Here is a 26,776-nt window from a genome sequence, read left to right on the forward strand (position 1 = left end):
GTAGGGCGCCCGATCAGGCTTCGAGAAGGAAACTGGGGCTCGATAAGCCCCCATTGTGCATCAGTCAGCTGATAACGGCGGGACACGGAATGGATCTTAAGCTGTTGAGAAGATGTGAGATTATATCCTCATCACTTTAAGAACACAGCCTAATGTGAGGTCATCATGAATACCCGACCCGCCCTATGCCTCCTCTGCAGCCTGGGTGGCATCGCCTCTCCGCTGCTGGCAGCACCGGACCCGCTGGCCCATCTGTCAGACCACTTTGCGCCCGAACTGGCGGACGGGGAGCTGGCCCACCTGCGCGGCCGCTATGTCAGCAGCCATGGCATCAGCTACTTCGGCATCGAGTTCATCTCGTCACTGACCACGGCCCAGGCCCAGCAGACGGCGGCCATGAACCTGGCGCTGAGCATTGTGCAAAACAAACCCAAGCTGGATGTGCGCGTCAAGGATGAGGTCAAGCCCGCGGCCACACCCGCCAAGGAGGCCCAGGTGCAGGGGGCCGGGCTGGTGCAGGTCGTTCAACTGGAGGGGAGCGGCAACAGCTCGGTCAACCAGACCGGTATTGAACTGACCACCCCGACCATGACGGGACACCTGGTTCAGGCGGGCAGCTACGAGCACCAGGGCGATCTTGGCACCGCCACTTATCGGGTCTCGGGGAATTATGCCGGCTTGCAACTACACTCTTCCGACGGCCGGGTCCTGCTGGAGCAGAGCCTGCGCGGTACCGACTTCAGCCGAGGGCTGCTGCAGTTCAACAAGGTCAGGGGGGACGGTTTGCAGACGCTCAATCAGACCCGCATCTGGTTTTCGCGCTGAGCACCGGTGAGCCCGGGGGCTGAACCATCAGAAAGGATGATAAACAACAAGGACGTATCCCGATGAAACAGTCTCGCATGCTGTTGATTGCCCTCGCCCCCTTCGCCTGCTGGGGGGCCACGGCCGAGGAGGAGGCCCTGCAACAACAGCTGGATCTCCTGCGCCAGCAACTGATCCAGCAAAATCAGGCCCTTCATCAGCTCCAGGCCCGCCTGGAGGCCGTCAAGGCCCGCCTGGAGGCCGTCAAGGCCGCCGGTGCCACGACGGCAACCGCCGGGGTCGGAGCCGGGGCCGCCGTCGCCTCCACCCAGCAGGACGCCTCACGGCGCACGCCGGAAGTCGGCCGCAGTACCGAAGACCTGATGATCGAACAGCACAATGTGTTCGACCGCGCCCTGACCGTCGATGTGGGCCTCTCCTACCAGCACTACAACCGCAAGGATCTCGCCCTGCGCGGCTTCCTCGCCCTGGACGCCATCTTCCTTGGCGAAATCAACCTGGATCGGGTGCGCTCCGATCAGTGGACGGCGGATGTCATCACCCGCTACACCCTCAACGATCGCTGGCAACTGGAGCTGGCCCTCCCCTACATGTTCCGCAACACCAACTACCAGAGCACCGGCAAGGAGAACTCCAGCCGCGACTTCGAGGAGCAGAGCGTCAGCGATGGCGGTCTGGGGGATCTCAGCCTCGCCATCTACTACAGGGTCATGGCAGAGAGCGAGGATTGGCCGGATCTGGTGTGGAACTTCCGGGCCAAGGCGCCGACCGGCAAGGATCCTTACGGCATCGAGATCAACACCTCGGAATCGGGCAACCTGGTGACCCCCAAGGAGCTCGCCACCGGCAACGGGCTCTGGCAGCTCTCCACCGGCTTCTCCCTGGTCAAGACCATGGATCCCGCCATCCTGTTTGCCAGCCTCAACTATGGTCACAGCCTCAAGCAGGACTTTGACGATATCTCCTACCAGCCCGGCAACCAGCCCGGCAGCATCCAGCTGGGAGACTGGTATGAATATGGCCTGGGGGTCGCATTCGCTCTCAACGAACGCTTCAGCCTCTCCTTCAACATCAACCAGCGCGTCACCATGGAGTCCGAGCAGGGGTCCGAAGGCTTTGCCATGGAGAAGGTCATCGGCTCCGATGCCAACGCCGCCAGCTTTGGCATGGGGTCGACCTGGGCCATCACCGACAACCTCTCCATGGCGGTCAACTGGTCTGCCGGGCTCACCACGGACGCACCGGACTACACCATCGGGATCCGCTTCCCCTACCGCTTCTAGCCCCGTCAGGACCCCGGCAGGTTGACGGCAAAAAACGAGGGAGGCATAACGCCTCCCTCTTCTTGTTGTCGCAGTCGACCTGGCTCGCCCCCTTGAGCCCGACTTGCCGCCGCGCTCATGGGACGATGGCATCGGAGGGCGCCCCGCACCATACCAGCCTGGCGGGCCATCGGTGACATCACACCCCCAGGCGATCGCGCAGGGTGTACCAGGCGGCGCCGGCGGCGGTGAAGGGGATGCGCAGCAGGCGGCCACCCGGGAAGGGGTAGTGCGGCAGCCTGGCGAACGCATCGAAGCGCTCTGCCTGACCGCTCAGCACCTCGGAGAGCAGCTTGCCCGCCAGATGGGTACAGGTGACGCCGTGGCCGCTGTAGCCCTGCATGTAGTAGATGTTGTGACCGATGCGGCCAAACTGCGGCAGGCGCGACAGGGTGAGCAGGAAGTTGCCGGTCCAGGTGTACTCCACCTTGACGTCGGCCAGCTGCGGGAAAGTCTTGAGCATCTTGGGGATGATCAGCCGCTCGATGTCCGCCGGATCCCGCGCCCCGTAGACCACGCCGCCGCCATAGATGAGCCGGTGATCGCCGGAGGTACGGTAGTAGTCGAGCAGGTAGTTGCAATCCTCCAGACAGTAGTTCTGTGGCAAGAGTGAACGGGCCCGCTCCTCTCCCAGCACTTCGGTGGCGATCACCTGGGTGCCGCAAGGCATGCTCTTGCTGGCCAGTTCCGGCACCAGATTGCCGAGGTAGGCGTTGCCGGCCACCACGATAAAGCGTGCCTTCACCGCCCCTTTGGCGGTCTTGACCAATGCCGGCTGACCCGGAGTAATGCTGGTGACGGCGGACTGCTCGAAGATAAGCCCCCCCTGAATGCGGATGGCTTCCGCCTCCCCCAGCGCCAGATTGAGAGGGTGAATATGGCCGCCGCTCTTGTCGAGCAGGGCGCCGACGTAGCGATCGCTCGCGACCACCTCGCGCACCCCCTTGGCATCGAGCAGCTCCAGCTGGTCGTTGCCCCACTTCTCCCAGCGCGCCTTCTGCGCCTTGAGCTCGTGAAGCTGCTTCTCGGTCTCGGCGGCAAAGACCCCGCCCTCCTGCAGATCGCACTGGATGTTGTAGCGTTTGATCCGCTCGCGGATGATCTGGCCCCCCTCAAACAACATGGAGCCGAGCAGCCTGGCCTGATCCGGCGGGCAGTTCGCTTCGATGGTGTCGATGTCGCGGCTGTAGGAGTTGACGATCTGGCCGCCGTTGCGACCGCTGGCGCCAAAGCCGACCCTGGCCGCCTCCAGCACCACCACCTTGTACCCCTTCTCCACCAGATGCAGCGCACTGGAGAGGCCGGTGTAGCCTGCGCCTATGACGCAGACGTCGCACTCCAGCTGCTCGGTGAGCGTGGGATAGGGCGCGTGTTTGTTGGCACTGGCTGCGTAGTAACTCTTTACATGTTCGGTCATGATCCCTGTTTCCTTACCGGTTCGTTTCCAACACAACGGGTTGTTCACATTAAAAGCTGGCCGGGGTGTGGGCGCTGACGATGCGGCAGACCTGCCCCGAGGGATTGCTGAAACTGTGGGGCTCGCCGGTGTCGATGACATAACTGTCCCCGGCGCACAGTTCATAGGTCTGGCCGGCCAGGGTCAGCAGCACCGACCCTTCCAGCACGGTGCCCACCTCTTCCCCCTGATGCTTCACCACGCCGCCGGTGTCGGTGCCGGGTGCATAGGTCTCCAGCATGAAGCCGAGCTGGCGCCGATTGTTGCCGTTGTGCACCAGCTTCATGGAGACCCCCTGGCTGCCAAGCTCGATGAGCTGCTCCGCCTTGATCACCACGCTGGGCGTGCTCGCCACCTCCTCTTCGGCGAAGAAGCGCGACAACGGCAGCTCGTAGACGCTCAGCAGCTTTTGCAGGGAGGCCACCGAGGGGCTCACCTTGTTCTGCTCTATCATGCAGATGGCGCCGTGGGTCAGGCCGCTCAGCTCCGCCACCCGGCGCTGGGAGAGTCCGAGCTCCCTGCGGATCCGGGCGAGCCGCTCCCCCATGTTTCTCTCGTGCTCCGCCTGGGGGTTGTCCGTCATGGTCCGCCACCGGACCTCGCCACGGGATTGCTCCATCGCCCACCTCCTTCCATGGTCATTCGAATACCTGGGGCCGACTGGTCAATATAGTGAGTCAGGCACGTCAGCCCCGTTCACTATCCTGCACAACCCAGGGCGTTCATTATTTTGCACACCCTGCGCAATGAAAACCGCTACAATCGCGCTCGCAGCCCCATTTCTAGCATGTAACGCCCAGTTCACTCAAATATATTTAACACTTGAAAAACATTTCGGCTCATTTTATGGTCGTTACGTGCTTATTATTCTATACGGCGGTGCCCACATAAACGCGCCACCCAGACCCACTATCGAGGCCCCTTACTTATGTCAGCATCACAACCTGCTCTCTCCCTGATCAAATCCCTGGCCTATGTCGACGGCCGCTGGTGCGAGTCCCTGGGCGGGCGCCGGTTCGAGGTCCTGAACCCGGCCACCGGCCAGATCATCACCCAGGTGCCCGACATGGACGGGGAGGATACCCGCCTCGCCATCGCGGCGGCCCACGCGGCGCAACCCGCCTGGGCGGCCCTCACCGCCAAGGAGCGCAGCAGCAAACTCTACGCCTGGTTCGAGCGCATCATGGCCAACCAGGAGGAGCTCGCCCGTATCATGACCTGCGAGCAGGGCAAGCCGCTGGCGGAAGCCAAAGGAGAGGTGGCCTACGGCGCCAGCTTCATCCAGTGGTTCGCGGAAGAGGGCAAGCGTGCCTATGGCCGCACCATCCCCGGCTTCTCCGCCGATCGGCGCCTGGCCACCATCAAGCAGCCGGTGGGGGTCGTGGCCGCCATCACCCCCTGGAACTTCCCCATCGCCATGATCACCCGCAAAGCGGGTCCGGCGCTGGCCGCCGGTTGCACCATCGTCATCAAGCCCGCCGCCGAAACGCCCCTCTGCGCCCTGGCGCTGGCGGTACTGGCGGAGCAGGCGGGCATTCCCGCTGGGGTCATCAACATCGTCACCTCCCATCAGGCGAGCGCGGTGGGCAACGAGCTGTGCAGCAACCCCGTGGTGCGCAAGCTCTCCTTCACCGGCTCCACCCGCATCGGCAAACTGCTGATGCGCCAGTGCGCCGACACCATGAAGCGCCTCTCCCTGGAGCTTGGCGGCAACGCGCCCTTCATCGTCTTTGACGACGCCGACCTCGACGCCGCCGTGGCCGGGGCTCTGGCCTCCAAATACCGCAACGCCGGCCAGACCTGCGTCTGCGCCAACCGCATCCTGGTGCAGGCCAGCGTCTACGACGCCTTCGCCGAGAAGCTCGCCGCCGCGGTCAAAGCCTTCAAGGTCGGGGACGGCATGGGCGAGGGCGTCCAGATCGGGCCCCTCATCAACCCGGCCGCCGCCAGCAAGGTGGCCGAGCTGGTGCAGCAATCGGTCGCCGCCGGTGCCCGGGTGCTGGTGGGGGGCGACGCCCACCCCGCCGGTCCCCTCTTCTATCACCCCACCATCCTGACCGGGGTCACCCGGGGCAACCCCATTCTGGACGAGGAGATCTTCGGGCCCGTCGCCCCTCTGGTGCGCTTCGAGACGGAAGCCGAGGCCATTGCGCTTGCCAACGACACCCCCTATGGCCTGGCCGCCTACTTCTATGGCCGCGACATCGCCCGGGTGTGGCGGGTGGCCGAGGGGCTCGAATACGGCATGGTGGGGATCAACGAGGGGATCATCTCCACCGAACTGGCCCCCTTTGGCGGGATCAAGGAGTCGGGACTGGGCCGGGAAGGGGCGGCCGAAGGGCTGGAGGAGTACCTGGAGACCAAATACCTCTGCTTTGGCGGCATTCGCTGAGGGGAGTGAAGGGGCAATCGCATCGTTAAAACAGATGCGTTATGACACAGCCCATCGCTTTTACAGATAGAAAGAGGGGGCCGCCGGTCACGACCGAGCGCCTTGTGGGCCCTGAGGGCACATCGGGGGCCCCCTTTTGCGAACAGGCCGCCCTGCCCGAGGGCAGTTGGCGGCACACATATGGCCAGATGGCACAGGAACAGCGGGGGCCCATGCCCCTCAGGGAGGAAAGATGAGTCATTCAAGCAACAACCAGCAGTGGCAGGCCCGCCGCGAAGCGGCCGTGGTCCAGGGGGTCGGCACCCTGCTGCCGGTCTTCATCGACCGGGCGCACAACGCCGAGCTGTGGGACGTGGAGGGCAACCGCTACATCGACTTTGCCTCCGGCATCGCCGTGCTCAACACCGGCCACAACCACCCCAAGGTGGTGGCGGCGGTGCGCGAGCAGCTCGAGAAGTTCAGCCACACCTGCTTCCAGGTCACCCCCTACTCCGGCTATATCGAGCTGGCGGAAAAATTGAATGCCCTGGTGCCCGGCCCCACCCCCAAGCGCACCCTCTTCCTCTCCACCGGCGCCGAGGCGGTGGAGAACGCCATCAAGATCGCCCGCGCCCACACCGGTCGCAGCGGCACCATCGCCTTCAAGGGGGGCTTCCACGGCCGCACCATGATGGGCATGGCCCTCACCGGCAAGGTGGTGCCCTACAAGACCGGCTTCGGCCCCTTCCCGGGGGAGGTATATCACCTCCCCTTCCCCGCCGACTACCTGGGAGTGAGTGAAGACGATGCCCTGGCCGCGCTGGACCTCTGCTTCAGCGCCGACATCGAACCCACCCGGGTGGCCGCCATCATCATCGAGCCGGTGCAGGGGGAAGGGGGCTTCTACCCCGCCTCCGCCAGCTTCATGCAGCGCCTGCGCCAGGTGTGCGACCAGCACGGCATCCTGCTCATCTGCGACGAGATCCAGACCGGTTTCTGTCGCACCGGCAAGACCTTCGCCACCGAATACAGCGGTGTCGAACCCGACATCATGACGCTGGCCAAGAGCCTGGCCGGCGGCTTCCCGCTCTCTGCCGTGGTGGGCAAGAGCGAGGTGATGAACGCCGCCAAGCCCGGTGGCCTGGGGGGCACCTACGCCGGCTCCCCCATCGCCTGCGCCGCCGCCCTGGCGGTGCTGGAGGTGATCGAGGAGGAGCGCCTGAACCAGAAGGCCCTGGCCCAGGGGGAGCAGATCAAGGCTCGCCTGCACCAGCTGGCGACACGGTTTGACTGCATCGGCAACATCCGCGGCCCCGGCGCCATGGTGGCCATGGAGCTGGTGAAGGAGGGAGATGCCGCCAGACCGGACCCGGATCTCACCAAGCGGCTGGTGGCCGAGGCGGGCAAGCGGGGGCTGGTGCTGCTGGCCTGCGGCGTGCGTGGCAACGTGATCCGTTTCCTCGCTCCCCTGACCGCCCCGGCAGCCATCGTCGACGAGGGACTCGACCTGCTGGAGCAGGCCCTGTCCGCCTCCCTGGCCTGATCCGGAAGACCGCGTTCGCCCACGTGCAAAAAAATGCGTTTTTGCTCCCTTGATATGCTTGTCAAGGGGGCATCACGAATGCACAATGCGCCGCCGTATTCAAGGACCGTCCGCTCATCGGAGCCCGGTTCTTTTTTTGCGCCAAACAAATCCATAACGAGGCCGGAACAGACCGGAAATGATAACGAGGTGGCACGCCATCTCACGACACCCGCTTCTTAGTGAGGAACTCCATGGGGCATATCATCGCTTTCCTGCCGGCCCGCGCCGGTCTGCGCCATCCGTCCGCATCCCGGACTGGCGCCCCCACCGTGCAGGATGACCTCACCGTCAGCCTGATCCCGTCAGCCTGCCTGCGGGGGATCGCCTGATGCACCCGCACCCCGCCGGTCTGAAAAAAAGCCTGAAACTCTGGCACGTGGTCATCATGGGGCTGGCCTATCTCACCCCCATGGCGGTGTTCGACACCTTCGGCATCGTCACCGAAATCACCGAAGGCCATGTGCCGACCGCCTACCTGCTCGCCCTCATCGGCATGCTGTTCACCGCCATGAGCTACGGCCACCTGGTGCGCAAGTTCCCCTCGGCAGGCTCCGCCTACACCTATGCCCAGAAGGTGTTCCACCCCTATGTGGGTTTCATGGTGGGCTGGGTCTCCCTGCTCGACTACATGTTCATGCCCATGATCAACATGCTGCTGGCCAAGATCTACATGGAGGCTCTCTTCCCCGGCGTGGCCCCCTGGACCTACATCCTGGCCCTGGCCGCCGTCATGACCTTCCTGAACCTGCGGGGCATCAAGCTGGTGGCGAACTTCAACAGCCTGATCGTCATCATGCAGTTCAGCATCATCGCCGTCTTCATCGGCCTCATCGCCTGGGGCGTGAGCCACGGCGAGGGCCTCGGCACGGTGGCGAGCAGCCGCCCCTTCTTCTCCGAGCAGATGCACATCCATCCCCTGCTGACCGGCGCCTCCATCCTCTGCCTGTCGTTCCTCGGGTTTGACGCCATCACCACCCTGTCGGAGGAGACCCCGAACGCGGATCGGGTGATCCCCCGGGCCATCGTGCTCACCGCCCTCATCGGCGGCGTGCTCTTCATCTCGGTCTCTTACTTCCTGCAGCTCTTCTTCCCGGACATCTCCCGCTTCCAGCAGCCGGATGCGGTGCTGCCGGAGATCGCTCTCTATGTGGGTGGCAAGCTGTTCCAGGCGGTGGTGCTGGTCTGCACCACGGTGGCGGTGCTCGCCTCGGGGCTCGCCTCCCACGCCGGGGTGTCGCGCCTGCTCTACGTGATGGGCCGGGATCGCGCCCTGCCGAGCCGCGTCTTCGGCTACATCCACCCCACCTGGCAGACCCCGGCTCTCAACGTGCTGCTGGTGGGCATGCTGGCCCTCTCGGCGGTGGTCTTCGATCTGGAGATGGCGCTGGCGCTGATCAACTTCGGCGCCCTGGTGGCCTTCACCTTCGTCAACCTGGCGGTGATTGCCCACTTCTATCTCAGGCTGGGTCACAACAAGACCCTGAAGGATCACCTGCTGTTCCTCGCCTTGCCCCTGTGCGGCGCCGCCTGCATCGGGGTGCTCTGGCTCAACCTGGAGCCCGCCTCCTTCGAGCTGGGGCTGATCTGGGCCGCCCTCGGCGCCATCTACCTGCTGCTGCGCCTCACCGTGTTCCGGGTCCGCCTCGGCCGCCCCGAGCAGGACGCCTCCTGAGCGAAACCGGCGCCCCCAGGGCGCCGGTTTCACATGGCGGCAAAGCAGGGTCCCGCCTGATGACAAGGTTGTCATCGACTTTCCGGCAGCGGTGGCGAAGTGATCGCTCACGGGGGGAACAAATTCCCCGCTGGCGGCCTTTTTCGCTTGTCTCCTCCCCCCCCCTGAGGGCACAATACGGCGCCCCTTGAGAGCCGATGTTTCAACAACATCGGTTCTTTGCTTTTCTGGGGCACACCACCATTCACCAAGAGGCCGGCCATGTGCCGGAATTGATACCCAGATTGCCAAGCAATCTCCCGACGTTGTGAGGAAAAACATGGGGCATTTCACTGCTTTCCTGCCGGTCCCCGCCGGCGTGCGCCACGCATCTGTGCCACAGATGGGCGCCCCCTGTGTCCAGCGACGCGTTTCCGCGTCCCTGATCCCGTCCCATCTCGCCCACGGGGCCTGTGCAGAGGAGAAAGCGTGATGGCCGGTGCCAAGCTGCTCAAGACCCTCACCCTGTTCCAGGTCGTGGTGATGGGTCTGGCTTACCTCACGCCCATGGCGGTATTCGATACCTTCGCCATCGTCGGTGACATCACGGATGGTCGCGTGGCCACCGCCTACCTGCTGGCGCTCGGCGGCATCCTGCTGACCGCGTTCAGCTACGGCCACCTGGTGCGCCGCTTCCCGTCCGCAGGCTCCGCCTATACCTATGCCCAGAAGGTGTTTCACCCCTATGTGGGCTTCATGGTGGGCTGGTCTTCCCTGCTGGACTACATGTTCATGCCGATGATCAACATCCTGCTGGCCAAGATCTACCTGACCGCCATGTTCCCCACCGTGGAGCCCTGGATCTTCATCTTCGGTCTGGTGACCGTGATGACCTTCCTGAACCTGCGCGGCATCAAGCTGGTGGCGAACCTCAACGGCTTCATCGTCTTCATCCAGATCGCCATCATCGTCACCTTCCTCGGCCTCATCGCCTGGGGCCTGAGTCACGGTGAAGGGGCCGGCACCCTGATGAGCAGCCGTCCGTTCCATGTGGAGTCTGCCAGCATGCTGCCGCTGTTTACCGGCGCCACCATCCTCTGCTTCTCGTTCCTGGGCTTCGACGGCCTGAGCTCCCTCTCCGAAGAGACCCCGAATGCCGGCAAGGTGATCCCCCGCGCCATCGTGCTGACGGCCCTCATCGGCGGCATCATCTTCGTCACCGTCTCCTACAGCCTGCAGCTGTTCTTCCCGGATCTGGCCCGCTTCAAGGAGCCGGACGCCGTGCTGCCGGAGATCGCCCTCTACGTGGGTGGCACCCTGTTCCAGAGCGTGGTGCTGGTGTGCACCACCGCGGCCGTGCTCGCCTCCGGCATGGCGGCCCACGCCGGCGTGTCGCGCATCCTCTACGTGATGGGGCGCGATCGCATGATCCCGGAGCGGGTGTTCGGCTATATCCACCCCACCTGGCGCACCCCGGCCATCAACGTGCTGCTGGTGGGGGCCCTGGCCCTCTCCGCGGTCTCCTTCGATCTGGACATGGCCCTGGCCCTGGTGAACTTCGGCGCCCTGGTGGCCTTCACCTTCGTCAACCTCTCGGTGATCGGCCAGTTCTGGGTGCGCGAGAAGCGCAACAAGAGCCTCAAGGAGCACCTGCTGTTCCTGGTGCTGCCGCTGCTGGGGGCCGCCACCATCGGCGCCCTCTGGATCAACCTGGAGCAGAGCTCCCTGGAGCTTGGCCTCATCTGGGCGGGGATCGGGGTCACCTACCTCTTCCTGCGCCTCGCCGTGTTCCGCATCCCCTTCCGTCAGTACGAGGAAGCGGCCGACGGCCAGTAAGGCGGCACACACGCCCAAACAGAAGGGGAGCCCATGGCTCCCCTTCTTGCATTCAGACGTCCGGTGCGCGGACCCTCACCCCTGATTGAGCACGGCCGTGGCGGCCGCCTTGACCGGATCCCTGGTCACGGCGTTGACATCCTTGCGGGTCTGGTTGACCTTGTCCTGCGCCTGCTTCACACCGGCACTCTGCTTGTTCAGGGCCGCATTGGTGTGCTGCCTGGTCTCTTTCAGTCCCGCCGTCTTCTTGTCCAGCACGTCCGTGGTGTGTTTCTTCACCTCGGCATTGGCCTTCTCCTTCTGCTTGCGCACCAGCTTGTCGGCATCGCAGTTGCCCTTGACCCCCAGGGTGGCGTTCATCGCCTCGTTCCTGACCGCCTTGTCGAGGTTGCACTCGGACTTGAACACGCTGGCCTGCGCACCGGCAGACAGCAGACCCAGGGAGAGGCACAAAACCCATGCACGCATCATCACTTCCTCAGTTTCAAGACAGGAAAGTCCGGCAGCATATAACCCTGGGATCCCAGTGCAAGGGCGGGGGCCGGTGATGAGCCGGATGGCGTCATATCGGCGTTTGCTCCGACACCTTTTGTCTGCGACGCCCCCTGCCGCCCTGTCACCAAAGCATCATAAAAGTGTCACGTTGTCATATTTCTGTCATGGAGCCTTGTTGTAATGCGCCCGTCCATTTTCAACGCAGAACGACCCCAAGAGGCCATATGCACAGCACCGCATCTTCCGCACCCCAGCAGATCCGTCGTCCCGGCCCCCTGTTCAACTGGCTCGCGGTGATCACGCTGATCTACCTGATCCTGGTCGCCGTTGGCGCCGTCTCCCACGGCTTCAAGGGCTTCTCCGGCGGCGCCGAGGGCGCGGCCCAGATCTTCGCCTTTGCCAACAACCCCTTCGTCGCGCTGCTGCTCGGCATCCTGGCCACCGCCCTGGTGCAATCCTCCAGCACCGTCACCTCGGTGATCGTCGGTCTGGTGGCAGGGGGCCTGCCCATGGCCATGGCCATCCCCATGGTGATGGGGGCCAACCTCGGCACCACCATCACCAACACCATCGTCTCCCTGGGGCACATCCGGGACAGAGGCGAGTTTCGCCGCGCCTTCGCCGCCGCCACCGTGCACGACTTCTTCAACCTGCTGGCGGTCTTCATCTTCCTGCCCCTGGAGCTGATGTTCGGTCTGCTGCAAAAGAGTGCGGAAGGGATTGCCAGCCTACTGCTGGGCTCCGCCGACATGTCGATGAAGGGGATGGATTTCATGAAGCCCCTCATCTCCCCGTCCCTGGATCTCATCGACGGTGCCGTCGCCTTCCTGCCGGGCAAGGGGGGCGCCATCGCCACCATTCTCATCGGGATTCTGCTCATCCTGTTCTGCGTCACCGCCCTTGGCAAGGTGCTGCAACAGGTCATGGTGGGCCGTGCCAAGGAGCTGCTGCACAAGGCCCTGGGCCGTGGCCCGCTCACCGGCATCGCCTCCGGCACCCTGGTCACCGTGATGGTGCAGTCCTCCTCCACCACCACCAGCCTGATGATCCCCCTGGCGGGAGGCGGCGTGTTCAGCACCCGCCAACTCTATCCCTTCACCCTGGGGGCCAACATCGGCACCACCATCACCGCCCTGCTGGCCGCCACCGCCATCAGCGGTGCCGGTGCCCAGCTCGCCCTGACCATCGCCCTGGTCCACGTGCTGTTCAACCTCTTCGCCGTGGTGCTCATCTACGGGGTACCCTTCCTGCGGGAGCTGCCCATCAAGGCCGCCGAAGCCCTGGCCCGGGTCGGTAGCGAGAACAAGCTGCTGGCGCTGGGTTACGTGGCCGGGCTCTTCTTCGCCCTGCCCGCCCTGATGATGGTGGCCGTCAAGTAAATCCGAACCGGGGGCATCATGCCCCCGGTGCCTTGCCCGTCCGGTCACATCCTCCAGCATCCCCCCTCGCCCTCCCTCTCCGGCTGGGATAAGATGCCCCTTCATTGCACTCTGATTTCAAGGAACAGGAAAACCCGATGAAATTCATTCTGATAGCCCTTCTTATCGCCGGCGCCGCCTACTACTTCTACTCCAGCAGCAACAACCGGAAGCTGGCGGAAGAGAACGTGCGCAAGGGGGCTGAGTTCCTCGCCAGCAACCAGGAAAAACCCCTGGTGACCACCACCGCCTCCGGCCTGCAGTACGAAGTGCTGACCCCGGGCACCGGCACCGTTCACCCCACCGCCACCAGCAAGGTGAAGGTGCACTACGAGGGCAAGCTGCTGGACGGCACCGTGTTCGACAGCTCCGTCGCCCGTGGCGAACCCATCGAATTCGGCCTCAACCAGGTGATCAAGGGCTGGACCGAAGGGGTGCAACTGATGGTGGAAGGGGAGAAGACCCGCTTCTACATCCCCGCCAACCTGGCCTATGGCGATCGCGCCGCCGGCAAGATCCCGCCGGGCTCAGTCCTCATCTTCGACGTGGAGCTGCTGGGCATTCAATAAACCCGCCCGGGGCCCGCATTGATCTTGGCGGTGGTGCTGCGGGGCATCCCGTCAGAGGCCACGTCCGACGGACCCTGATCACAACGCCGGCGCACTGCGCCGGCGTTGTCGTTTCTGCCCCGGTCTCCCTCGCCCTGATGCCAGACTATCAACCAAAAGTGAAGAGTGCTTATCCTTAAAGCCTGATTGTTAACCCATCAATAGGGGCAGATAATGACCACATCGTCAGCGGCATGTCGCCCTGGCCTCGGGTTGTCGGTGCGCCGCGCGCATCGGCACAACGCATATGGAGTCTGTCATGTCTATCGCCCCTGTCTGGTTCATCTCCCACGGCGCCCCGGATCTGGTCCTGCGCGATCAGCCCGCGACCCGGTTCCTGAAGCAACTGCGCCTCGAGGGTGCCAGAGGGCTGGTGGTGATCTCGGCCCACTGGTTCAGCCGAAGCGAGCTGCAGATCAACGTCGAGCCCAGCCCGGCCCTGATGTACGACTTCTACGGCTTCCCCGAGCCCCTCTACCAGATCCGCTGGCCCGCGACGAGCCCGCAATGGTTGCAGGAAGCGGTGAGCGATCAGCTGCTGCTGGCCGGCCTGCCCGCCACCCCGGTGCGCCGCGAGCTGGATCACGGAGTCTGGTCCCCCCTCTCCCTGATGGATCCGGACAGTGAACTCCCCCTGGTGCAAATCGCCATCCCGGCCAGCTTCACCCCGGCCCAGCTGTGGCAACTGGGGGAGGCATTGCAGGGGCTGCGCGAGCAAGGGATCGGCATCCTCGCCTCCGGCGCCATCACCCACAACCTGCGTGCCCTCGGGCCGGATGGCTCGCCGGTTCCCCAGTGGGCGAGCCAGTTTGCCCGCTGGCTGGAGCAGACCATGGCAGAGGGAGACAGGGGGGCGCTGGAAGAGTACCGGGCCCGGGCGCCGGGCGCGGTGGAATCCCATCCCCATGACGATCACCTGCGCCCCCTGTTTGTGGCGCTCGGCGCGGCGGGGGCCGACAGACCGCGAAAGCTGCACGACAGCTGGGATTACGGCAGCCTCTACATGGGGGCCTACCAGTTCGGTTGAGGGCGGGGCGGCCAGGCCGCCCTGCTTGCCGTGCTACCGCCGACGCGCGTGGAGAAATAGCGGACTCGTTATAGCCATTTTCCGGTAGAATGGCGGCCATTGGATGAGGCTTGGCAGGGATGGCTGTCGCGTCGGGTGGCTAGATGAACCTATATCGAACACTGATCCTGCTCTGTCTGCTCTGCCTTCAACCTGTGCAGGCCCTGACCCTGCACAGCCGCTACGATCCCGCCCCGCTGCCTCCCCGCTGGTCGGAGGCGGAGCTCGGATGGCTGCGCCAGCAGTCCCAACTGCGGGTCGGCATCCTGCAAGAGGACTACCGCCCCTTCACCATGATCGCTCGCCAGCGCGTCGAGGGGCTCAGTGCCGACTACATCGACCTGCTGGCCCGGATGCTGGACAAACCCGTTGCCCTGAGCGCCTTCCCCGACAAGGCGCACCTGCTCCGTGCCCTGGCACGGGGGGAGATACACCTCGCCAGCCTCGGCAATCTCACCCTGGCGGACAGTGACACCCGGGCCATCCGCCTGAGCAACCCCTATTTCAGCAGCCCCCTCGTCTTCTCCGTGCCCAGACGTTATCGGGGGGCACTGCTCACACCGGGACAGCGGGTAGCCGCCGTCCGGGATCAGATAGACAGGGCGCGCTTTGGCCGCTACTACCCCACTCTCACCCTGGTGACCTATCCCTCCAACATGGAGGCGTTCGATGCGGTCTTCTTCGGCCGCGATGACATCCTGCTGGGGGATGCCCACGCCACCCACTACCTCAACAGCGAGCGCTTCGACAACCTTCGCCAGCGGGGCGAGGCCCCGCCCGAGCTGGCGCCTGGCGAGTTCCGCTTTGCCGTCCCGGCCACCGAGCCCGCCCTGCTCAGCCTGGTCAACCGGGGGCTGGCGGCCATCGACGACCGGGCGCGCAACACCCTCTTCACCCAGTGGAACGGGCCCATCCGCGACATGAACGAGCGAAGCGCCGATCTCTATGATGCCGCCGAGCGGGCCTGGATGCGGCAAGCGCCCCCCATCAGGGTGTGGCTGATGGACAACCTCTACCCCTATGGCGCCCTGGATCATGACGGCCAGCTGGTCGGCATGACGGTGGACATGCTGGACAAGATCCGCACACGCACCGGCCTCACCTTCGAGTTCGTGCGGGCAGATTCCGAGCGTCAGCTGGCAAAAGCCATGCAGTCAGGCGCCATCGACCTCATCGGCGCCATCTCCCAGCAGGTGGCCGAACACTACGGGCTGCGCACCTCGGTGCCCTACGCCACCGATAACATCTATGTGATCCTCACCCGCCAGGAGGAACAAGGGATCGACACCCTCCGGAGTCTGGCGGGCAAGACGGTGGCGATGACGCACCATGTGCCCCTCGCACAGAGACTGGAGGGCAGCCGCATCACCCAGGTGGAGAGTGCCGCAGAAGCGATGGAGGTGCTCGCCCAGGGACGGGTGGATGCCGCCATCGTGCCCCTCTATTTTGCCCGCCATGCACTGGACAATGATCCCCTGAGCCCGCTGCGCATCGCCGGCCCCGCCGATGACGAGCCAATCCGGATGGGGTTTGCCAGCCTGCCCGGACAGGGGATGCTGATGGGGATCCTCGACAAGACCATCCTCGCCATCCCCCCCAACGAGCTCGCCATGATGAGTTACGAGTGGCGCAACCGCAAACTGCCGGTTCCCGGCTTCATGGATCGCCACGCCCACATCGTCTACCTGGTGTTCGTGGGGCTCCTCACCCTGGCGCTGGTGCTGCTCTATCGCAACCGCATGTTCAAGCGGATGGCCAGCGCCGAGCAGGCTTCCCGCCAGCAACTGGAGGCCCATGTCAGGTTCATCCGGGCACTGGGGGAGAGCCTGCCCCACCCCATCGTCGTGCGGGACAAGAGCGGCAAGGTGCTGCTGTGCAACAGCAAATACCTGACCCAGCTCGGCGCCGAGCCAAAGGCCATCCTGGGTCAGCCCTTCGCCCAGGGGCTGTCAGGGGTGCTCGATGCAGGCAGCATCGCCGTGCTGGAGCAGGACTTTGCCAGGGTATTGCAGGAGGGGCAGCCCATCTTTGCGGATCGCCTCTTCCATCACAGGGGAACCCAGAGCGACATCTATCACTGGATGGTGCCCTATTTCGACGGGGAGGGGGCCATCAGCGGGGTGATCGACGGCTGGATAGACATCACGGACCGCAAGCGGCTGGAAGAGGCGCTGCGCGAGGCCAAACAGCAGGCCGACAGCGCCAGCCGCGCCAAGAGCGACTTCCTCGCCACCATGAGCCACGAGATCCGCACCCCCATGAACGCCATCCTCGGCATGCTGGAGCTGGCCACCGAGGATCCCGCTCTCAGCCGTCACAGCGGCGAGCTGCTGCGCATCGCCGCCGACTCCGCCAACGGCCTGCTGGATCTGCTGGGGGACAGCCTGGATATCGCCTCCATAGAAGCGGGCCAGATGACCCTGACTCCCACCCCCTGCGATCTCGCCCCCCTGCTCTCGTCCGTCACCCGGGTCTTTGCGGGCATGGCCGAGCAGAAGGGGCTGATCTATGAGGTCAGGCTGCCCGACACCCCCATGCCAAGGGTGCTGATCGATCCCCTTCGCCTGCGCCAGATCCTCTTCAATCTCATCGGCAACGCCATCAAGTTCACCGAGCAGGGCCGGGTCGCCATCACCGCCACCCTGACCGGGGGCGAGCAGCCTCCTGTGCTGCACCTCACCATCACCGACACCGGAGCCGGCATTCCCGCGGACAAGCTGCCCCGGCTCTTCACCCCCTTCTATCGCGCCCACGGCCAGGGCCAGTTCCCAGGCAGCGGGCTGGGCCTCAATATCGCCCGCATCCTGTGCCAGATGATGGGGGGGGAGATAGCCGTTTACAGCCAGGTCGGCGAAGGCACCCGGCTCGAGATAAGGCTGCCCCTCACGCTCGCCCAGCAACCCCCCGCCCCGATCACGGCAATCCCGGCGCCCCAGCCCCACCAGGCTCAACCCCTCCCCCATCGGCTGCATATCCTGGTGGTCGATGACAATCACGCCAACCAGATCCTGCTGCGCCAGCAGCTCAAGCACCTGGGACACGACGTCAGTGTGCGCAGCAATGGCCTGGAGGCCCTGCGCGCCCTCGCCAGCCACCCCTTCGATCTGGTCATCACCGACTGCCAGATGCCGGTGATGGACGGCTTCGAGCTGACCCGCAGCCTGCGTGCCCTTGGCCATGGCCTGCCCGTCTGGGGCTTCACCGCCCATGCCCAGCCTCGCGAGCGGGAGCTTTGCCTCGCCGCCGGCATGAACGACTGCCTGTTCAAGCCCATCGGCCTCGCCCGTCTGCGCGCGGCGCTGGCCACCCTTGGGCCAGTGCCCTGAGTACCGCCAGCCCTTCCTCCCGTCATGTCGCACGGGCGCGGCTGAGAGTGCGGCTGAGAATGCGGCATAAAGGGTCGCCCACAGGGACAAGAGACAACGTGGACCAGCCATGGATACAAGGCCGGTGGCGGTTCGAGCCCCATAAAAAAACCGACACCAGGGTGTCGGTTTTTTTATATCGGGAGGTGCGCCCTGCCTGTCACGCCAGTCTGGCGCCGGGTGAAGCGGGCGTCACGGGGAGGATCAGTAGAAGATCCGCTCCCCTCGCTCGCTCATCTTGAGCCAGACCGGCTTGGTGCTGGTCTTGCTCCAGATGCGGTGCAGGTAACTGTAGAAACGGGCGCGATCCCGGCGAAACAGCATCACCGGGAAGGCGAGCAGACCCGCCATCAGGACGAAGATGCGGCGAAGGATTATCTGAGTCAGGGAGAAGGGATGAAACATGATGTAACGCCTCACTGGTAAGACCACCGAACAAAGATTACGCCAATCATTGTAGGATTACTACACCGACAGCGCCATTTTTTGATAAAAAATGGGGCTAAAAGCCTAAAAATGAAACCGGGTTACATTCTTTAACTAAAAAACAACAAAGGTGGCAAAACGCGGCCCCTGTTCCAGAGTTAACGAGGACTGGAACAGAACGGGGGAACACAGGATGAAACTTGCAGATGCGGCGCTGCTGGGGGCATTGGGCGTGCTCGCCTGGAGCCAGTGGCAGGAGTGGCGGCTCAATCGTGACGATGCCATCGACATCCCCTATCACGGGGTCCCCACCGCCAGCCTGTGGCAATGCGGTTTGCTGATAAAGGAGATGGCCGCACTGGCAGAACAGGGGGGCGAAGAGAGGTCCGGATCCAGGGGCGAGGCATTGGCCGAGATGGATCAGCATCTGCACAAGACGTGGCAACGGGAGGGTTGTTCACGGCTGACTGACATGCAATGAAGCATCATCCGGGCCGCCATGGCGGATGGACAACGTCAGGGATATGGAAAACAGGGAAAAGATGGAGGCACGTTCCGGAGTCGAACCGGACTAAACGGATTTGCAATCCGCTGCATAACCGCTTTGCTAACGCGCCATGCTGACAAGGCATTGCCTTGAGAGTGATGTCCATGGTTGGTGCCATGGAGTATTGGAGCGGGAAACGAGACTCGAACTCGCGACCCCGACCTTGGCAAGGTCGTGCTCTACCAACTGAGCTATTCCCGCATGACTGCTTGCGTGCCAGTTGCCTGACAACGAGGCGCATTATACGTACCCCGAGCCCGGGCACAACCCTTTTTTCTCACTTTGAGCCCTTTCCCGTGCTGTTTGCTCACCCTTTAGACGCCTTGGTCGAAAATCCCCCCGCTCCCTGTGACCCGACGAGCGAATTTAAGATAAAGCCATTGAAATAGTTAGCCTTTAGTCAGAAACTCATCGCGCTTAGTAACTGGATTCTCAATTGAAAATCATGCGATGAAATGGAACTTCAGGCCTCGGGGGCTCAGACCGCAGCTGATGCTGGCTTTTTTCATGTTGGGCCTGGTGCCCTTCCTGGTCGTCACCCTGTTTTTCCTCTACAGCCACGGCAAGGATCTCACCACCCAGACCTCCAACCATCTGGTCTCGGTGCGCAACATCAAGAAAAACCAGCTGCAAGACTACTTCGGCAACCTCAAGGAGCAGCTCATCAACTTCTCCCAACAGGACTTTGCCGGCAACAGTATCGGTCGCTTCTACGGTTTCACCGGTGCCTTCGAGAAGCTCGGCACCACGCCGCAGGAGGCCCGTGCCCGCGCCCAGGCCCGCTATGTGCCGGGCTCCTGGGACAAGCTGCAACAACCTGACAGTCAGGTGGAGATAGAGCCCTCCATCAGCGCCCTCATCCTGGCGGACGAGATGTATGGCCGCGTCCACCAGCGCTTCCATCGCGGCTACGCCGACATGGTGCGCAAATCCAACTACAGCGACATCTTCCTGGTCGACCTCAACGGTGACGTGGTCTACTCGGTCACCAAGCAGGCCAACTTCGCCACCAACCTGCTCTCGGGCCCCTACCAGTCCAGCGGTCTTGGCAACACCTTCGCCAAGATCAAGCGCCGCCTCGATGGCGGCCAGAAGCCCCAGCAGATCTTCGAGTTCACCGATTTTGGCCGCAACGAGCTGACCGGCCAGGTGGTCGCCTACCTCGCCGCCCCCGTGATGCAGTACGACTATGTGCGCGGCGTGGTCATCTTCGAGCTGCTGCCGGACAAGCTCAACCAGATCATGGCGGAGCGGGAGGGGCTCGGCGCAACCGGCGAGACCATTCTCATCGGCCCGGACAAGCGGATGCGCGCCAACGCCTGGCTCGCCCCCGAATTCAGCGTGGAGAACAGCTTCAGCCCCGACTTCCGACCGCTGCAGACCCCCCTCATCATCAAGGCCCTCTCCGGGGAGCAGGGGGTCGGCCCCTTCCTCTCCTACCACGATGACGAGGTGCTGGCCGCCTATACCCAGGTGAAGGTGTTCGATACCGAGTGGGCCTTTATCGCCGAGATCTCCACCAGCGAGGCCTATGCCCCCATCCGCCAGCTCGAGACCCTGGTGATCCTGCTGGGAGCTGGCTCACTGCTGCTGCTGATCCTCTTCTCCCGCTGGCTCTCCCACTCCATCACGGCGCCCCTGCGATCCCTCACCGCCGCCGCCGAACAGGTGGCGGACGGCGCCCTGGATCACCCCATCACCATCCCCCGCACCGACGATGACATCGACCGGCTGGCACAGGCATTTCGCCACATGCAGCGCTCGGTGAAGGACAAGATCGAGCTCATCGAACGCCAGACCCAGGAGCTGCAACAGCAGGTCAAGCTGACCCACAAGCAGAACCTCAGCCTGCAACAGGCGGACAAGCTCAAAGACGAGCTTCTGGCCAACACCTCCCACGAGCTGCGCACCCCCATCCATGGCATCAAGGGGATGGCCGAGTCCATGCTCGCCAGCCAGCAGGACCTGACCGAAGGGCAGCAGAAGCAGCTCGGCCTCATCATCAAGAGCGCCGACGGTCTGGCGCGCCTCGTGGACGACTTGCTCGACTACCACCAGATGCGCTACGGCCAGCTGGAGATCCACCCCCAGCCGGTCTCCTCCAAGGGGGTCATCCGGCTGGTGCTGGATCTCTGCCAGCACCTCGTGCAGGCCAAGCCCCTCACCCTGGTGGACAAGAGCCCCGCCGAACTGCCCCCTGTGCTGGCGGACGAGCAGCGCCTCGAACAGGTGCTCTACAACCTGGTGGGCAACGCCATCAAGTACACCCCCCAGGGCAAGGTGGTGCTGAGTGCCCTGGTGGAGGGCAACTTCCTGCGCATCAAGGTGACCGACACCGGCATCGGCATCGCCAGGGACCACCTGGAGCACATCTTCGAGCCCCTGGTGCAGATGAGCCCGGAAGTGAGCAAGCAGGGAGCAGGCCTCGGTCTCTCCATCACCCGCCAGCTGGTGCACCTGATGGGGGGGGAGCTGTTCGTGGAAAGCGAGCCGAGCGTCGGCTCCACCTTCGCCTTCACCCTGCCGCTGGCCAGCGGCAAGGCGGGCAGTCTGACCCTCGACAGCCGCCAGATAGAGCACCAGCTGGTGCGCCAGCAACCCGTCATCCTGCCGGACTGGGAGAGCGAGGATCTGCCGCCCCCGCCGCAAGATGCCCCCGTCATCCTGGTGGTGGATGACGAGCCCATCAATTTGCACATACTGCGCCACCTGCTGCAGCCCTGCGGTTATCGCATCCTGCCCAGCAGCGACGGTCACGACGCCCTGACCAAGCTGGCTCAGGAGCCGGTGGATCTCATCCTGCTTGACGTGATGATGCCCACCCTCTCGGGCTTCGACGTCTGCCGCCGTCTGCGCCAGCAGCACCCCAAGGAGAAGCTGCCGGTGCTGCTGCTCACCGCCCTCAACCAGCCCAAGGAGATTGAAGAGGGTTTCAACGCCGGGGCCAACGACTATCTGGTGAAACCCTTCTGCAAGGAGGAGCTGTTCGCCCGGGTGAGAGCCCTGCTGGAGGCCAGCGCCGGGCGCGCCTCCCTGGTGGAGAACCGCCTGCTCAAACAGGAGATAGAGCACCGTCTGCTGCTCCAGGAGCAACTGCACCAGGATCAGGAGCGGCTCCTCGCCCTGCTTGGCGAGGGGGCCGACCCCATGGTCTTCCTCGATGAGCAAGGAGGGGTGCTGTTTGCCTCCCGGGCCCTGGCGCGCCTGCTGGGTCAGGAGCCGGAAGCCATGGAGGGGCAGATGCTGGACGAGTGGCTGGCCGCCCCGCTGGCAAGCCAGTGGCCCGACATGACCGCGCAGCCGGTGCGGGAGCTGGACTTCCTGGTGGCGGGCCAGCGAGACACCCTCAACGCCCGCGCCCTGCCCATCAACCTGGGGGGGCAGCACGCCTATGCGCTGACCCTTGGCACCGAACCGCGCCAGGACGACAATCGCATGGCTGCACTGGAGAACGCCCTCAAGAGCCTCTCTCGCCAGGCCATCATCGAGGATGGCCAGTTGCTGGGGGAACTGAGCCGGCTGGGCGGGGAGTTCAGGTCGCTGGCGGACGATCTCATTCGCCAGCAGGATGACGAACCTCTGCGCCGCGCCCTGGTGGACACCATGCGTCTCACCCTGGAGACCTGGCAGCAGAGCACCGGCAAGGGCAAGATAGTGCTGGCGGAGAAGAGCAAGCTGTGGCGGGTCTACATGGACCGCTCCAGTCCCCAGACCCGCACCCTCGACAAGTACTTGAACCTCGACACCCTGCCCAAGGCACCGCGCTGGAAGACGGTGGTGGCCAGCGCCGAGTACGTGCTCAAGCACTGCGCCCTGAACGAGGTGCAGCACCAGAGTCTGCACCAGAGCACCCAGCGCCTTCGCCAGCTCGCCAGCCGCAAGGCATGAGCCTCCAACCCGCAGCCACGTTGCTCTGATGATGGCTGCGGGATAGAAAACCAAGCACCAATGGCCAGCTCTGGACACATCGACTCGCAGGCTTTCTGCACCTCTCAAGGGGATCGCGATGGCTGAGCTCGCGGGGGCGGCCAGATGACCCTGCAGGTGCGGGCCCATTCCCCATCACCATGTTGGTGATGACCCTGGGAGACCTGTCTGGGCCGGCAAGTGGCTAATCAGGTGAATAGACATTCGAGAGAATGGGTGAGGCTTCGCGACCCCGTGACCACAGGCCCCAAATCGGAAAAGACATTGGGAGATGGCTGAGCCGGGGGATGGACAGAGATGAGATAGAAATGACAAACCCGCGACGGACGCGGGCTTGAGGGGAATAAATGGCGGAGAGACAGTCCGCCGCAATCCGTTCTGAGCCATTCCGCATGGTGCCTGGAAAACCTTATATATTGCGGATAGATACAACAAACCCGTTCCGAGTCGTTCCGATAGATTCTTGTAAAATCCGGCGCTAAAGTATGGGCTGAAGTATGGGCTGGCGTGTGATGGATTCAGTATGGGCTGTGATCCAGCACCCCCGGCCAAGCCATTGAACGGACAGGGGAGCGGGTAAAAATGGGGAAACTCACAGCCAGAACAGTTGAGGGTCTTTGTAAGGCAGGCCGGCCCGGCATGACCAACGATGGCGACAGCCTTTACCTGAAGATAGGGAGGGGCGGCGGGGCCTCTTGGGTGTTCCGCTATCGCCAAGCGGGCAAGCTAAGAGACATGGGGCTAGGGGCTTACCCCGGTGTCAGCTTGGCTGATGCCAGAACACTGGCGTTTGAGGCTCGCCGGATGATCCAGCAAGGGGAAGATCCGATAGGCGAGAAGCGAGCAGCCGCCAGAGCAGCCAGGGAGGAAGCGGCACGGGCGGTTACCTTTAGTGATCTGGGTGAGCAGTACATCAAGGCCCACCGGGCAGGATGGAAGAACGCCAAACACGCCCAGCAATGGGCCAACACCCTGAAGCAGTACGCCTATCCGGTGATTGGCAAGTTGCAGCCGGATGAGATCAACACCGAGCACGTGCTAAACATCCTGCAACCCATATGGCAGACCAAGACTGAGACGGCTTCACGTGTGCGAAATCGTATCGAGCTGATACTTGATGCCGCCAAGGCCAGAGGCTTTACCTCTGGTGAGAACCCGGCACGGTGGCGCGGCCACCTGGATAAGCTGCTACCCCGACGCGCCAAGGTGAAGAAGGTGGAACACCATGCCGCCATGCCGTTCCAGCAAGTCCCCACCTTTGTCCGCCAGATCGCCCAGACTGAAAGCATGAGCGCCAAGGTATTGGAGCTGATCATTCTCACCGCCTGCCGAGCAGGTGAGGCACTGGGGGCCACATGGGACGAGATCGACCTTGAGCGGGGTGAGTGGTCAATCCCTGCCATAAGGATGAAGGGCGCACGAGATCACCGGGCACCACTGAGCAAGCGGGCTATCTCCCTACTCATGAGCCTGCCAAGAGTACAGGGCTCCCCTTATGTGTTCCCAGGGCAGCGACCAGACCGCCATCTATCCGCTGGGGCGGTAACTATGTTTATGCGGCGACATGGAGCGGAAGGCTTCACGGTTCACGGCTTCCGGTCATCGTTTCGTGATTGGGCTGCCGAGCGCACCACCTACCCAAGGGAGATATGCGAGATGTGCCTTGCCCATGTGGTGGCCCAGGGGGCCGAGGCTGCTTACTGGCGCGGGGATGTGCTGGAAAAGCGGCGCGGGCTGATGGAGCTATGGGGGCAGTATGTGGGTGATGCCGATAATGGTGGTGGTGTCGTGATAAAAATTGCATAGCTTCCGGTGAATACCGGTTGACGCCGAGAGTGCCCAACGTTAGGATTTACCCATAATCGCCCAATCTCTCTAGATCGGGCGTTTTCATTTCCAGACCCGGCCATAGCGCCGGGTTTTTTATTTGGAGGTGCTGACCCAGATACTCCCTTAACGAAACGCCAGACAAACCCCTTTTATAACCCGCCACTGTGCGGGTTTTTTTGTATCAGGAGACAAGCAAATGAGTATCGACCTAAGTCAAGTGACCCTGATGAAGCGTCAGCAAGTGGAGGCAGTGACCAGCCTGTCCCGCAGCACCCTTTACGACATGATGGCAAAGGGGCGCTTTCCGAAGCCCGTACGGCTCGGCCCGAATCGAGTGGCATGGCGTGAGCGCGATGTTGTGGCTTGGCTGGAACAATGTGGTGTAACCGCAGCATAAGGAGGCAGCGATGGACAAAAAAAATGGCCGCAACGCGAACGTCACGACCAATCAGCTTGAGCGTGACAAGCATACCACCAAGGCCCCCAAAGTACCCACCTTGCTTGAGCTGGCCGCCGTCCACCTGTTGGATAGCGGGATGAAGGGCACCAGCCAGTTGACGTTCTTCCCCCTGTATCACGACTTCAACTACCGCAACCGCATCGACGAGCTGCGCAACGACCATGATGTGATCATTCACAGCAGGCCGTTTGACCACCGCAACAGCGCGGGCCGCATCACCCGCTTTGAGCGGTATTGGTTAGCCGACCGGGAGGAGGCCCGCAAGGTGGCCGAGCTGGTGAACCTCAAGCGCCGCCAGCGCAACGCCTTGCCGATGGAGCCGGAGCAGATTGCCTGTTACCTTGCCGCCTTCCCTGCCACCCCCGACGAGCTTCCGCCCGCCGCTTAACGGAGCCACCACCATGACTATTCAAAAAAGCAGATTCAGTTCTGAGGCCGCCCCGCAGCCTGCTGGCAGCCAAGCGGTTAATTTAGCCGTTCAGGCTAGCGATATGTCTGTTATCAAGTTTGAGGGGGTGAAGGTACGCATTGTGAATGTTCACGGTGTGCCGTGGTTTATTGCCAAGGATGTGTGTGACGCGCTGGAGCTGACCAATCCGAGCCAGGCGCTCAAGGCACTGGATGACGATGAAAAGGGGGTAACTTTAAGTTACACCCTTGGCGGTACCCAGAAGATGCGAACCATCGCCGAATCCGGGTTCTACAAGCTGCTTGCCCGCAGCCGCAAAGCCACCACTCCCGGCACCCTCGCCCATCGCTTCTGCAACTGGGTATTCCGCGAGGTGATCCCCGCTATCCGCAAGACCGGCGCTTATGGCGTGCCGTTCGCCTGCCTGCATGACCATAGCCGTCGGCAAGCCCAGTACACCAAGGAGGCGAGTAAGCGCGGCCACGCCCTGCAATCCTGCCGGGGTGAGAAAGCCCGCCTGAAAGCCGAAGAGGCCGAGCTGTGGCGCACCTATCAACCTGAGTTGACGGGGGTGAGCGATGACCGGATATAAGAATGGGCTCACTGCCCAGGGCGGAGCTTTGCCCAAAATCAGCCAACCGCCCCAGCCATCCCTTGCCAAGTGGTTGCCGCTGACCTCGCAGTATATCGAGGGCAAGGCGGTTCAAACCGTCAACGCCCGCGAGCTTCACTCCTTCCTCAAGGTGGGCCGTGACTTCTCCAATTGGATTAAGGATCGCATTGCCGAGTATGGCTTTGTTGAAGGGGTGGACTATGTGGTTTTCACCAAATTTGGCGAAAACCCCCAGGGGGGCAGACCCCAGAAGGAATACGCCATCCGCCAGCACATGAGCGCTTATCAACTGGCGCTGGTGGCCTACCTAGAACGCAGTAACGCCACCTTGCTCGATGTTGGGATGCCCTTTGATGAACGCAAAGAGCAGCTTGCCGCTATGCTGGCGATCAAAGTTGAGCGGGAGGGCAAACAATGATTACTCCCTCCCTCTTGTCCGATAGCGTCCGAAACGGTACGATGCGGGCTGCTGCCACCTTAAGCAAGTGGCGGCATGGCTGGCGGATTAAGCACCCGAAAGCATTGAACAACTGTGAAAATATGCCTCATTTCCCGAAACTTCGGCC

22 protein-coding genes, 2 tRNA genes and 1 pseudogene are annotated in these 26,776 nt (G+C 63.3%); 18 read left to right on the forward strand and 7 right to left on the reverse strand.

Annotated features, from left to right (window positions below; translation table 11 throughout):
- Positions 1 to 86, reverse strand: a pseudogene (locus HKD46_RS21580) (IS5/IS1182 family transposase); the annotation flags it as partial.
- 79 nt (positions 87 to 165) lie between these two features.
- Between HKD46_RS21580 and HKD46_RS13525 the strand changes: the two are divergent.
- Positions 166 to 825 carry a hypothetical protein gene (locus HKD46_RS13525; protein WP_010673556.1) on the forward strand — a complete coding sequence of 220 codons (660 nt, stop codon included), beginning with the start codon at positions 166 to 168 and terminating at the stop codon, positions 823 to 825.
- 62 nt (positions 826 to 887) lie between these two features.
- Positions 888 to 2,108, forward strand: a complete 1,221-nt coding sequence (locus tag HKD46_RS13530) for a transporter (RefSeq protein WP_052815274.1) — start codon at positions 888 to 890, stop codon at positions 2,106 to 2,108.
- Between the two features lie 178 nt (positions 2,109 to 2,286).
- On the opposite strand, the gene HKD46_RS13535 is transcribed toward HKD46_RS13530, so the two are convergent.
- Both HKD46_RS13535 and puuR read right to left on the reverse strand, forming a co-directional pair.
- Complete coding sequence (locus HKD46_RS13535; RefSeq protein WP_041213312.1) at positions 2,287 to 3,564, reverse strand: FAD-binding oxidoreductase; 1,278 nt, start codon at positions 3,562 to 3,564, stop codon at positions 2,287 to 2,289.
- A 49-nt stretch (positions 3,565 to 3,613) separates the two neighbouring features.
- On the reverse strand, positions 3,614 to 4,222 hold the full coding sequence (gene puuR / locus HKD46_RS13540; RefSeq protein WP_052815273.1) for an HTH-type transcriptional regulator PuuR: 609 nt from the start codon (positions 4,220 to 4,222) through the stop codon (positions 3,614 to 3,616).
- A gap of 309 nt (positions 4,223 to 4,531) precedes the next feature.
- Between puuR and HKD46_RS13545 the strand changes: the two genes are divergently transcribed.
- The 5 genes from HKD46_RS13545 (at position 4,532) to HKD46_RS13565 (ending at position 11,046) form a co-directional block, all read left to right on the forward strand.
- Positions 4,532 to 5,995, forward strand: a complete 1,464-nt coding sequence (locus HKD46_RS13545; protein ID WP_052815272.1) for an NAD-dependent succinate-semialdehyde dehydrogenase — start codon at positions 4,532 to 4,534, stop codon at positions 5,993 to 5,995.
- Positions 5,996 to 6,227: 232 nt separating this feature from the next.
- Entirely contained in the window at positions 6,228 to 7,517 is a 1,290-nt protein-coding gene (gene gabT, locus HKD46_RS13550; RefSeq protein WP_042014742.1) for a 4-aminobutyrate--2-oxoglutarate transaminase, read from the forward strand.
- A 233-nt stretch (positions 7,518 to 7,750) separates the two neighbouring features.
- Positions 7,751 to 7,888, forward strand: coding sequence for a hypothetical protein (locus HKD46_RS13555; protein WP_010673549.1), 138 nt, complete (start codon positions 7,751 to 7,753; stop codon positions 7,886 to 7,888).
- Complete coding sequence (locus HKD46_RS13560) at positions 7,888 to 9,231, forward strand: APC family permease (protein ID WP_053288234.1); 1,344 nt, start codon at positions 7,888 to 7,890, stop codon at positions 9,229 to 9,231. The genes HKD46_RS13555 and HKD46_RS13560 overlap by 1 nt, the downstream gene beginning before the upstream one ends.
- Positions 9,232 to 9,702: 471 nt before the next feature.
- Positions 9,703 to 11,046 (forward strand): APC family permease, encoded by a 1,344-nt coding sequence (locus tag HKD46_RS13565; RefSeq protein ID WP_039039328.1) that lies wholly within the window; start codon positions 9,703 to 9,705, stop codon positions 11,044 to 11,046.
- 75 nt (positions 11,047 to 11,121) lie between these two features.
- On the opposite strand, the gene HKD46_RS13570 is transcribed toward HKD46_RS13565, so the two are convergent.
- On the reverse strand, positions 11,122 to 11,514 hold the full coding sequence (locus HKD46_RS13570) for a hypothetical protein (RefSeq protein WP_029314009.1): 393 nt from the start codon (positions 11,512 to 11,514) through the stop codon (positions 11,122 to 11,124).
- Positions 11,515 to 11,765: 251 nt separating this feature from the next.
- Between HKD46_RS13570 and HKD46_RS13575 the strand changes: the two genes are divergently transcribed.
- The 4 genes from HKD46_RS13575 (at position 11,766) to HKD46_RS13590 (ending at position 17,959) form a co-directional block, all read left to right on the forward strand.
- Positions 11,766 to 12,920: a Na/Pi symporter gene (locus HKD46_RS13575; RefSeq protein WP_042881131.1), complete on the forward strand. Its 1,155-nt coding sequence runs from the start codon at positions 11,766 to 11,768 to the stop codon at positions 12,918 to 12,920.
- A 137-nt stretch (positions 12,921 to 13,057) separates the two neighbouring features.
- The gene (locus HKD46_RS13580; RefSeq protein WP_010673545.1) at positions 13,058 to 13,528 is read left to right on the forward strand and encodes an FKBP-type peptidyl-prolyl cis-trans isomerase; all 471 of its coding nucleotides are present in this window, start codon (positions 13,058 to 13,060) and stop codon (positions 13,526 to 13,528) included.
- Positions 13,529 to 13,826: 298 nt separating this feature from the next.
- Positions 13,827 to 14,594 (forward strand): class III extradiol ring-cleavage dioxygenase, encoded by a 768-nt coding sequence (locus tag HKD46_RS13585; protein WP_010673544.1) that lies wholly within the window; start codon positions 13,827 to 13,829, stop codon positions 14,592 to 14,594.
- Between the two features lie 143 nt (positions 14,595 to 14,737).
- Positions 14,738 to 17,959 (forward strand): ATP-binding protein, encoded by a 3,222-nt coding sequence (locus HKD46_RS13590; RefSeq protein ID WP_171865541.1) that lies wholly within the window; start codon positions 14,738 to 14,740, stop codon positions 17,957 to 17,959.
- A gap of 243 nt (positions 17,960 to 18,202) precedes the next feature.
- Here the strand turns inward: HKD46_RS13590 and HKD46_RS13595 are convergent, their stop codons facing one another.
- Positions 18,203 to 18,403 (reverse strand): YbfA family protein, encoded by a 201-nt coding sequence (locus tag HKD46_RS13595; protein WP_010673543.1) that lies wholly within the window; start codon positions 18,401 to 18,403, stop codon positions 18,203 to 18,205.
- Between the two features lie 214 nt (positions 18,404 to 18,617).
- Here HKD46_RS13595 and HKD46_RS13600 point away from each other — a divergent pair, with 214 nt between their 5' ends.
- Complete coding sequence (locus HKD46_RS13600; RefSeq protein WP_010673542.1) at positions 18,618 to 18,905, forward strand: hypothetical protein; 288 nt, start codon at positions 18,618 to 18,620, stop codon at positions 18,903 to 18,905.
- Between the two features lie 62 nt (positions 18,906 to 18,967).
- Here the strand turns inward: HKD46_RS13600 and HKD46_RS13605 are convergent.
- Positions 18,968 to 19,041, reverse strand: a tRNA-Cys gene (locus tag HKD46_RS13605).
- 55 nt (positions 19,042 to 19,096) lie between these two features.
- A tRNA-Gly gene (locus HKD46_RS13610) sits at positions 19,097 to 19,172 on the reverse strand.
- Between the two features lie 249 nt (positions 19,173 to 19,421).
- Here HKD46_RS13610 and HKD46_RS13615 point away from each other — a divergent pair.
- The 6 genes from HKD46_RS13615 (at position 19,422) to HKD46_RS13640 (ending at position 26,628) form a co-directional block, all read left to right on the forward strand.
- Positions 19,422 to 22,859, forward strand: a complete 3,438-nt coding sequence (locus HKD46_RS13615; RefSeq protein ID WP_171865542.1) for an ATP-binding protein — start codon at positions 19,422 to 19,424, stop codon at positions 22,857 to 22,859.
- Positions 22,860 to 23,480: 621 nt separating this feature from the next.
- Positions 23,481 to 24,704 carry a phage integrase central domain-containing protein gene (locus HKD46_RS13620; protein ID WP_053288230.1) on the forward strand — a complete coding sequence of 408 codons (1,224 nt, stop codon included), beginning with the start codon at positions 23,481 to 23,483 and terminating at the stop codon, positions 24,702 to 24,704.
- A gap of 220 nt (positions 24,705 to 24,924) precedes the next feature.
- Positions 24,925 to 25,125: an AlpA family transcriptional regulator gene (locus HKD46_RS13625; RefSeq protein ID WP_081000901.1), complete on the forward strand. Its 201-nt coding sequence runs from the start codon at positions 24,925 to 24,927 to the stop codon at positions 25,123 to 25,125.
- A 10-nt stretch (positions 25,126 to 25,135) separates the two neighbouring features.
- Positions 25,136 to 25,576, forward strand: coding sequence for a hypothetical protein (locus HKD46_RS13630; protein WP_053288229.1), 441 nt, complete (start codon positions 25,136 to 25,138; stop codon positions 25,574 to 25,576).
- A 103-nt stretch (positions 25,577 to 25,679) separates the two neighbouring features.
- Positions 25,680 to 26,189, forward strand: a complete 510-nt coding sequence (locus HKD46_RS13635; protein ID WP_200906062.1) for a BRO family protein — start codon at positions 25,680 to 25,682, stop codon at positions 26,187 to 26,189.
- Positions 26,176 to 26,628, forward strand: coding sequence for an antA/AntB antirepressor family protein (locus HKD46_RS13640; protein ID WP_081000900.1), 453 nt, complete (start codon positions 26,176 to 26,178; stop codon positions 26,626 to 26,628). The genes HKD46_RS13635 and HKD46_RS13640 overlap by 14 nt, the downstream gene beginning before the upstream one ends.
- The last annotated feature ends 148 nt before the right edge of the window (positions 26,629 to 26,776 follow it).

It is taken from the genome of Aeromonas sp. TW 6 (assembly GCF_013168745.1).
In the GTDB taxonomy this organism is placed as follows: Bacteria; Pseudomonadota; Gammaproteobacteria; order Enterobacterales; family Aeromonadaceae; genus Aeromonas; species Aeromonas caviae.

Coding starts and splice junctions, on each gene's coding strand:
- HKD46_RS13625 (WP_081000901.1), top strand. CDS start 24,925: ATGAGTATCGACCTAAGTCAAGTGACCCTGATGAAGCGTCAGCAAGTG.
- gabT (WP_042014742.1), top strand. CDS start 6,228: ATGAGTCATTCAAGCAACAACCAGCAGTGGCAGGCCCGCCGCGAAGCG.
- HKD46_RS13590 (WP_171865541.1), top strand. CDS start 14,738: ATGAACCTATATCGAACACTGATCCTGCTCTGTCTGCTCTGCCTTCAA.
- HKD46_RS13555 (WP_010673549.1), top strand. CDS start 7,751: ATGGGGCATATCATCGCTTTCCTGCCGGCCCGCGCCGGTCTGCGCCAT.
- HKD46_RS13640 (WP_081000900.1), top strand. CDS start 26,176: ATGACCGGATATAAGAATGGGCTCACTGCCCAGGGCGGAGCTTTGCCC.
- HKD46_RS13620 (WP_053288230.1), top strand. CDS start 23,481: ATGGGGAAACTCACAGCCAGAACAGTTGAGGGTCTTTGTAAGGCAGGC.
- HKD46_RS13570 (WP_029314009.1), bottom strand. CDS start 11,514: ATGCGTGCATGGGTTTTGTGCCTCTCCCTGGGTCTGCTGTCTGCCGGT.
- HKD46_RS13630 (WP_053288229.1), top strand. CDS start 25,136: ATGGACAAAAAAAATGGCCGCAACGCGAACGTCACGACCAATCAGCTT.
- HKD46_RS13525 (WP_010673556.1), top strand. CDS start 166: ATGAATACCCGACCCGCCCTATGCCTCCTCTGCAGCCTGGGTGGCATC.
- HKD46_RS13560 (WP_053288234.1), top strand. CDS start 7,888: ATGCACCCGCACCCCGCCGGTCTGAAAAAAAGCCTGAAACTCTGGCAC.
- HKD46_RS13580 (WP_010673545.1), top strand. CDS start 13,058: ATGAAATTCATTCTGATAGCCCTTCTTATCGCCGGCGCCGCCTACTAC.
- HKD46_RS13530 (WP_052815274.1), top strand. CDS start 888: ATGAAACAGTCTCGCATGCTGTTGATTGCCCTCGCCCCCTTCGCCTGC.
- HKD46_RS13615 (WP_171865542.1), top strand. CDS start 19,422: ATGAAATGGAACTTCAGGCCTCGGGGGCTCAGACCGCAGCTGATGCTG.
- HKD46_RS13575 (WP_042881131.1), top strand. CDS start 11,766: ATGCACAGCACCGCATCTTCCGCACCCCAGCAGATCCGTCGTCCCGGC.
- HKD46_RS13545 (WP_052815272.1), top strand. CDS start 4,532: ATGTCAGCATCACAACCTGCTCTCTCCCTGATCAAATCCCTGGCCTAT.
- HKD46_RS13535 (WP_041213312.1), bottom strand. CDS start 3,564: ATGACCGAACATGTAAAGAGTTACTACGCAGCCAGTGCCAACAAACAC.
- HKD46_RS13600 (WP_010673542.1), top strand. CDS start 18,618: ATGAAACTTGCAGATGCGGCGCTGCTGGGGGCATTGGGCGTGCTCGCC.
- HKD46_RS13565 (WP_039039328.1), top strand. CDS start 9,703: ATGGCCGGTGCCAAGCTGCTCAAGACCCTCACCCTGTTCCAGGTCGTG.
- HKD46_RS13595 (WP_010673543.1), bottom strand. CDS start 18,403: ATGTTTCATCCCTTCTCCCTGACTCAGATAATCCTTCGCCGCATCTTC.
- puuR (WP_052815273.1), bottom strand. CDS start 4,222: ATGGAGCAATCCCGTGGCGAGGTCCGGTGGCGGACCATGACGGACAAC.
- HKD46_RS13585 (WP_010673544.1), top strand. CDS start 13,827: ATGTCTATCGCCCCTGTCTGGTTCATCTCCCACGGCGCCCCGGATCTG.
- HKD46_RS13635 (WP_200906062.1), top strand. CDS start 25,680: ATGTCTGTTATCAAGTTTGAGGGGGTGAAGGTACGCATTGTGAATGTT.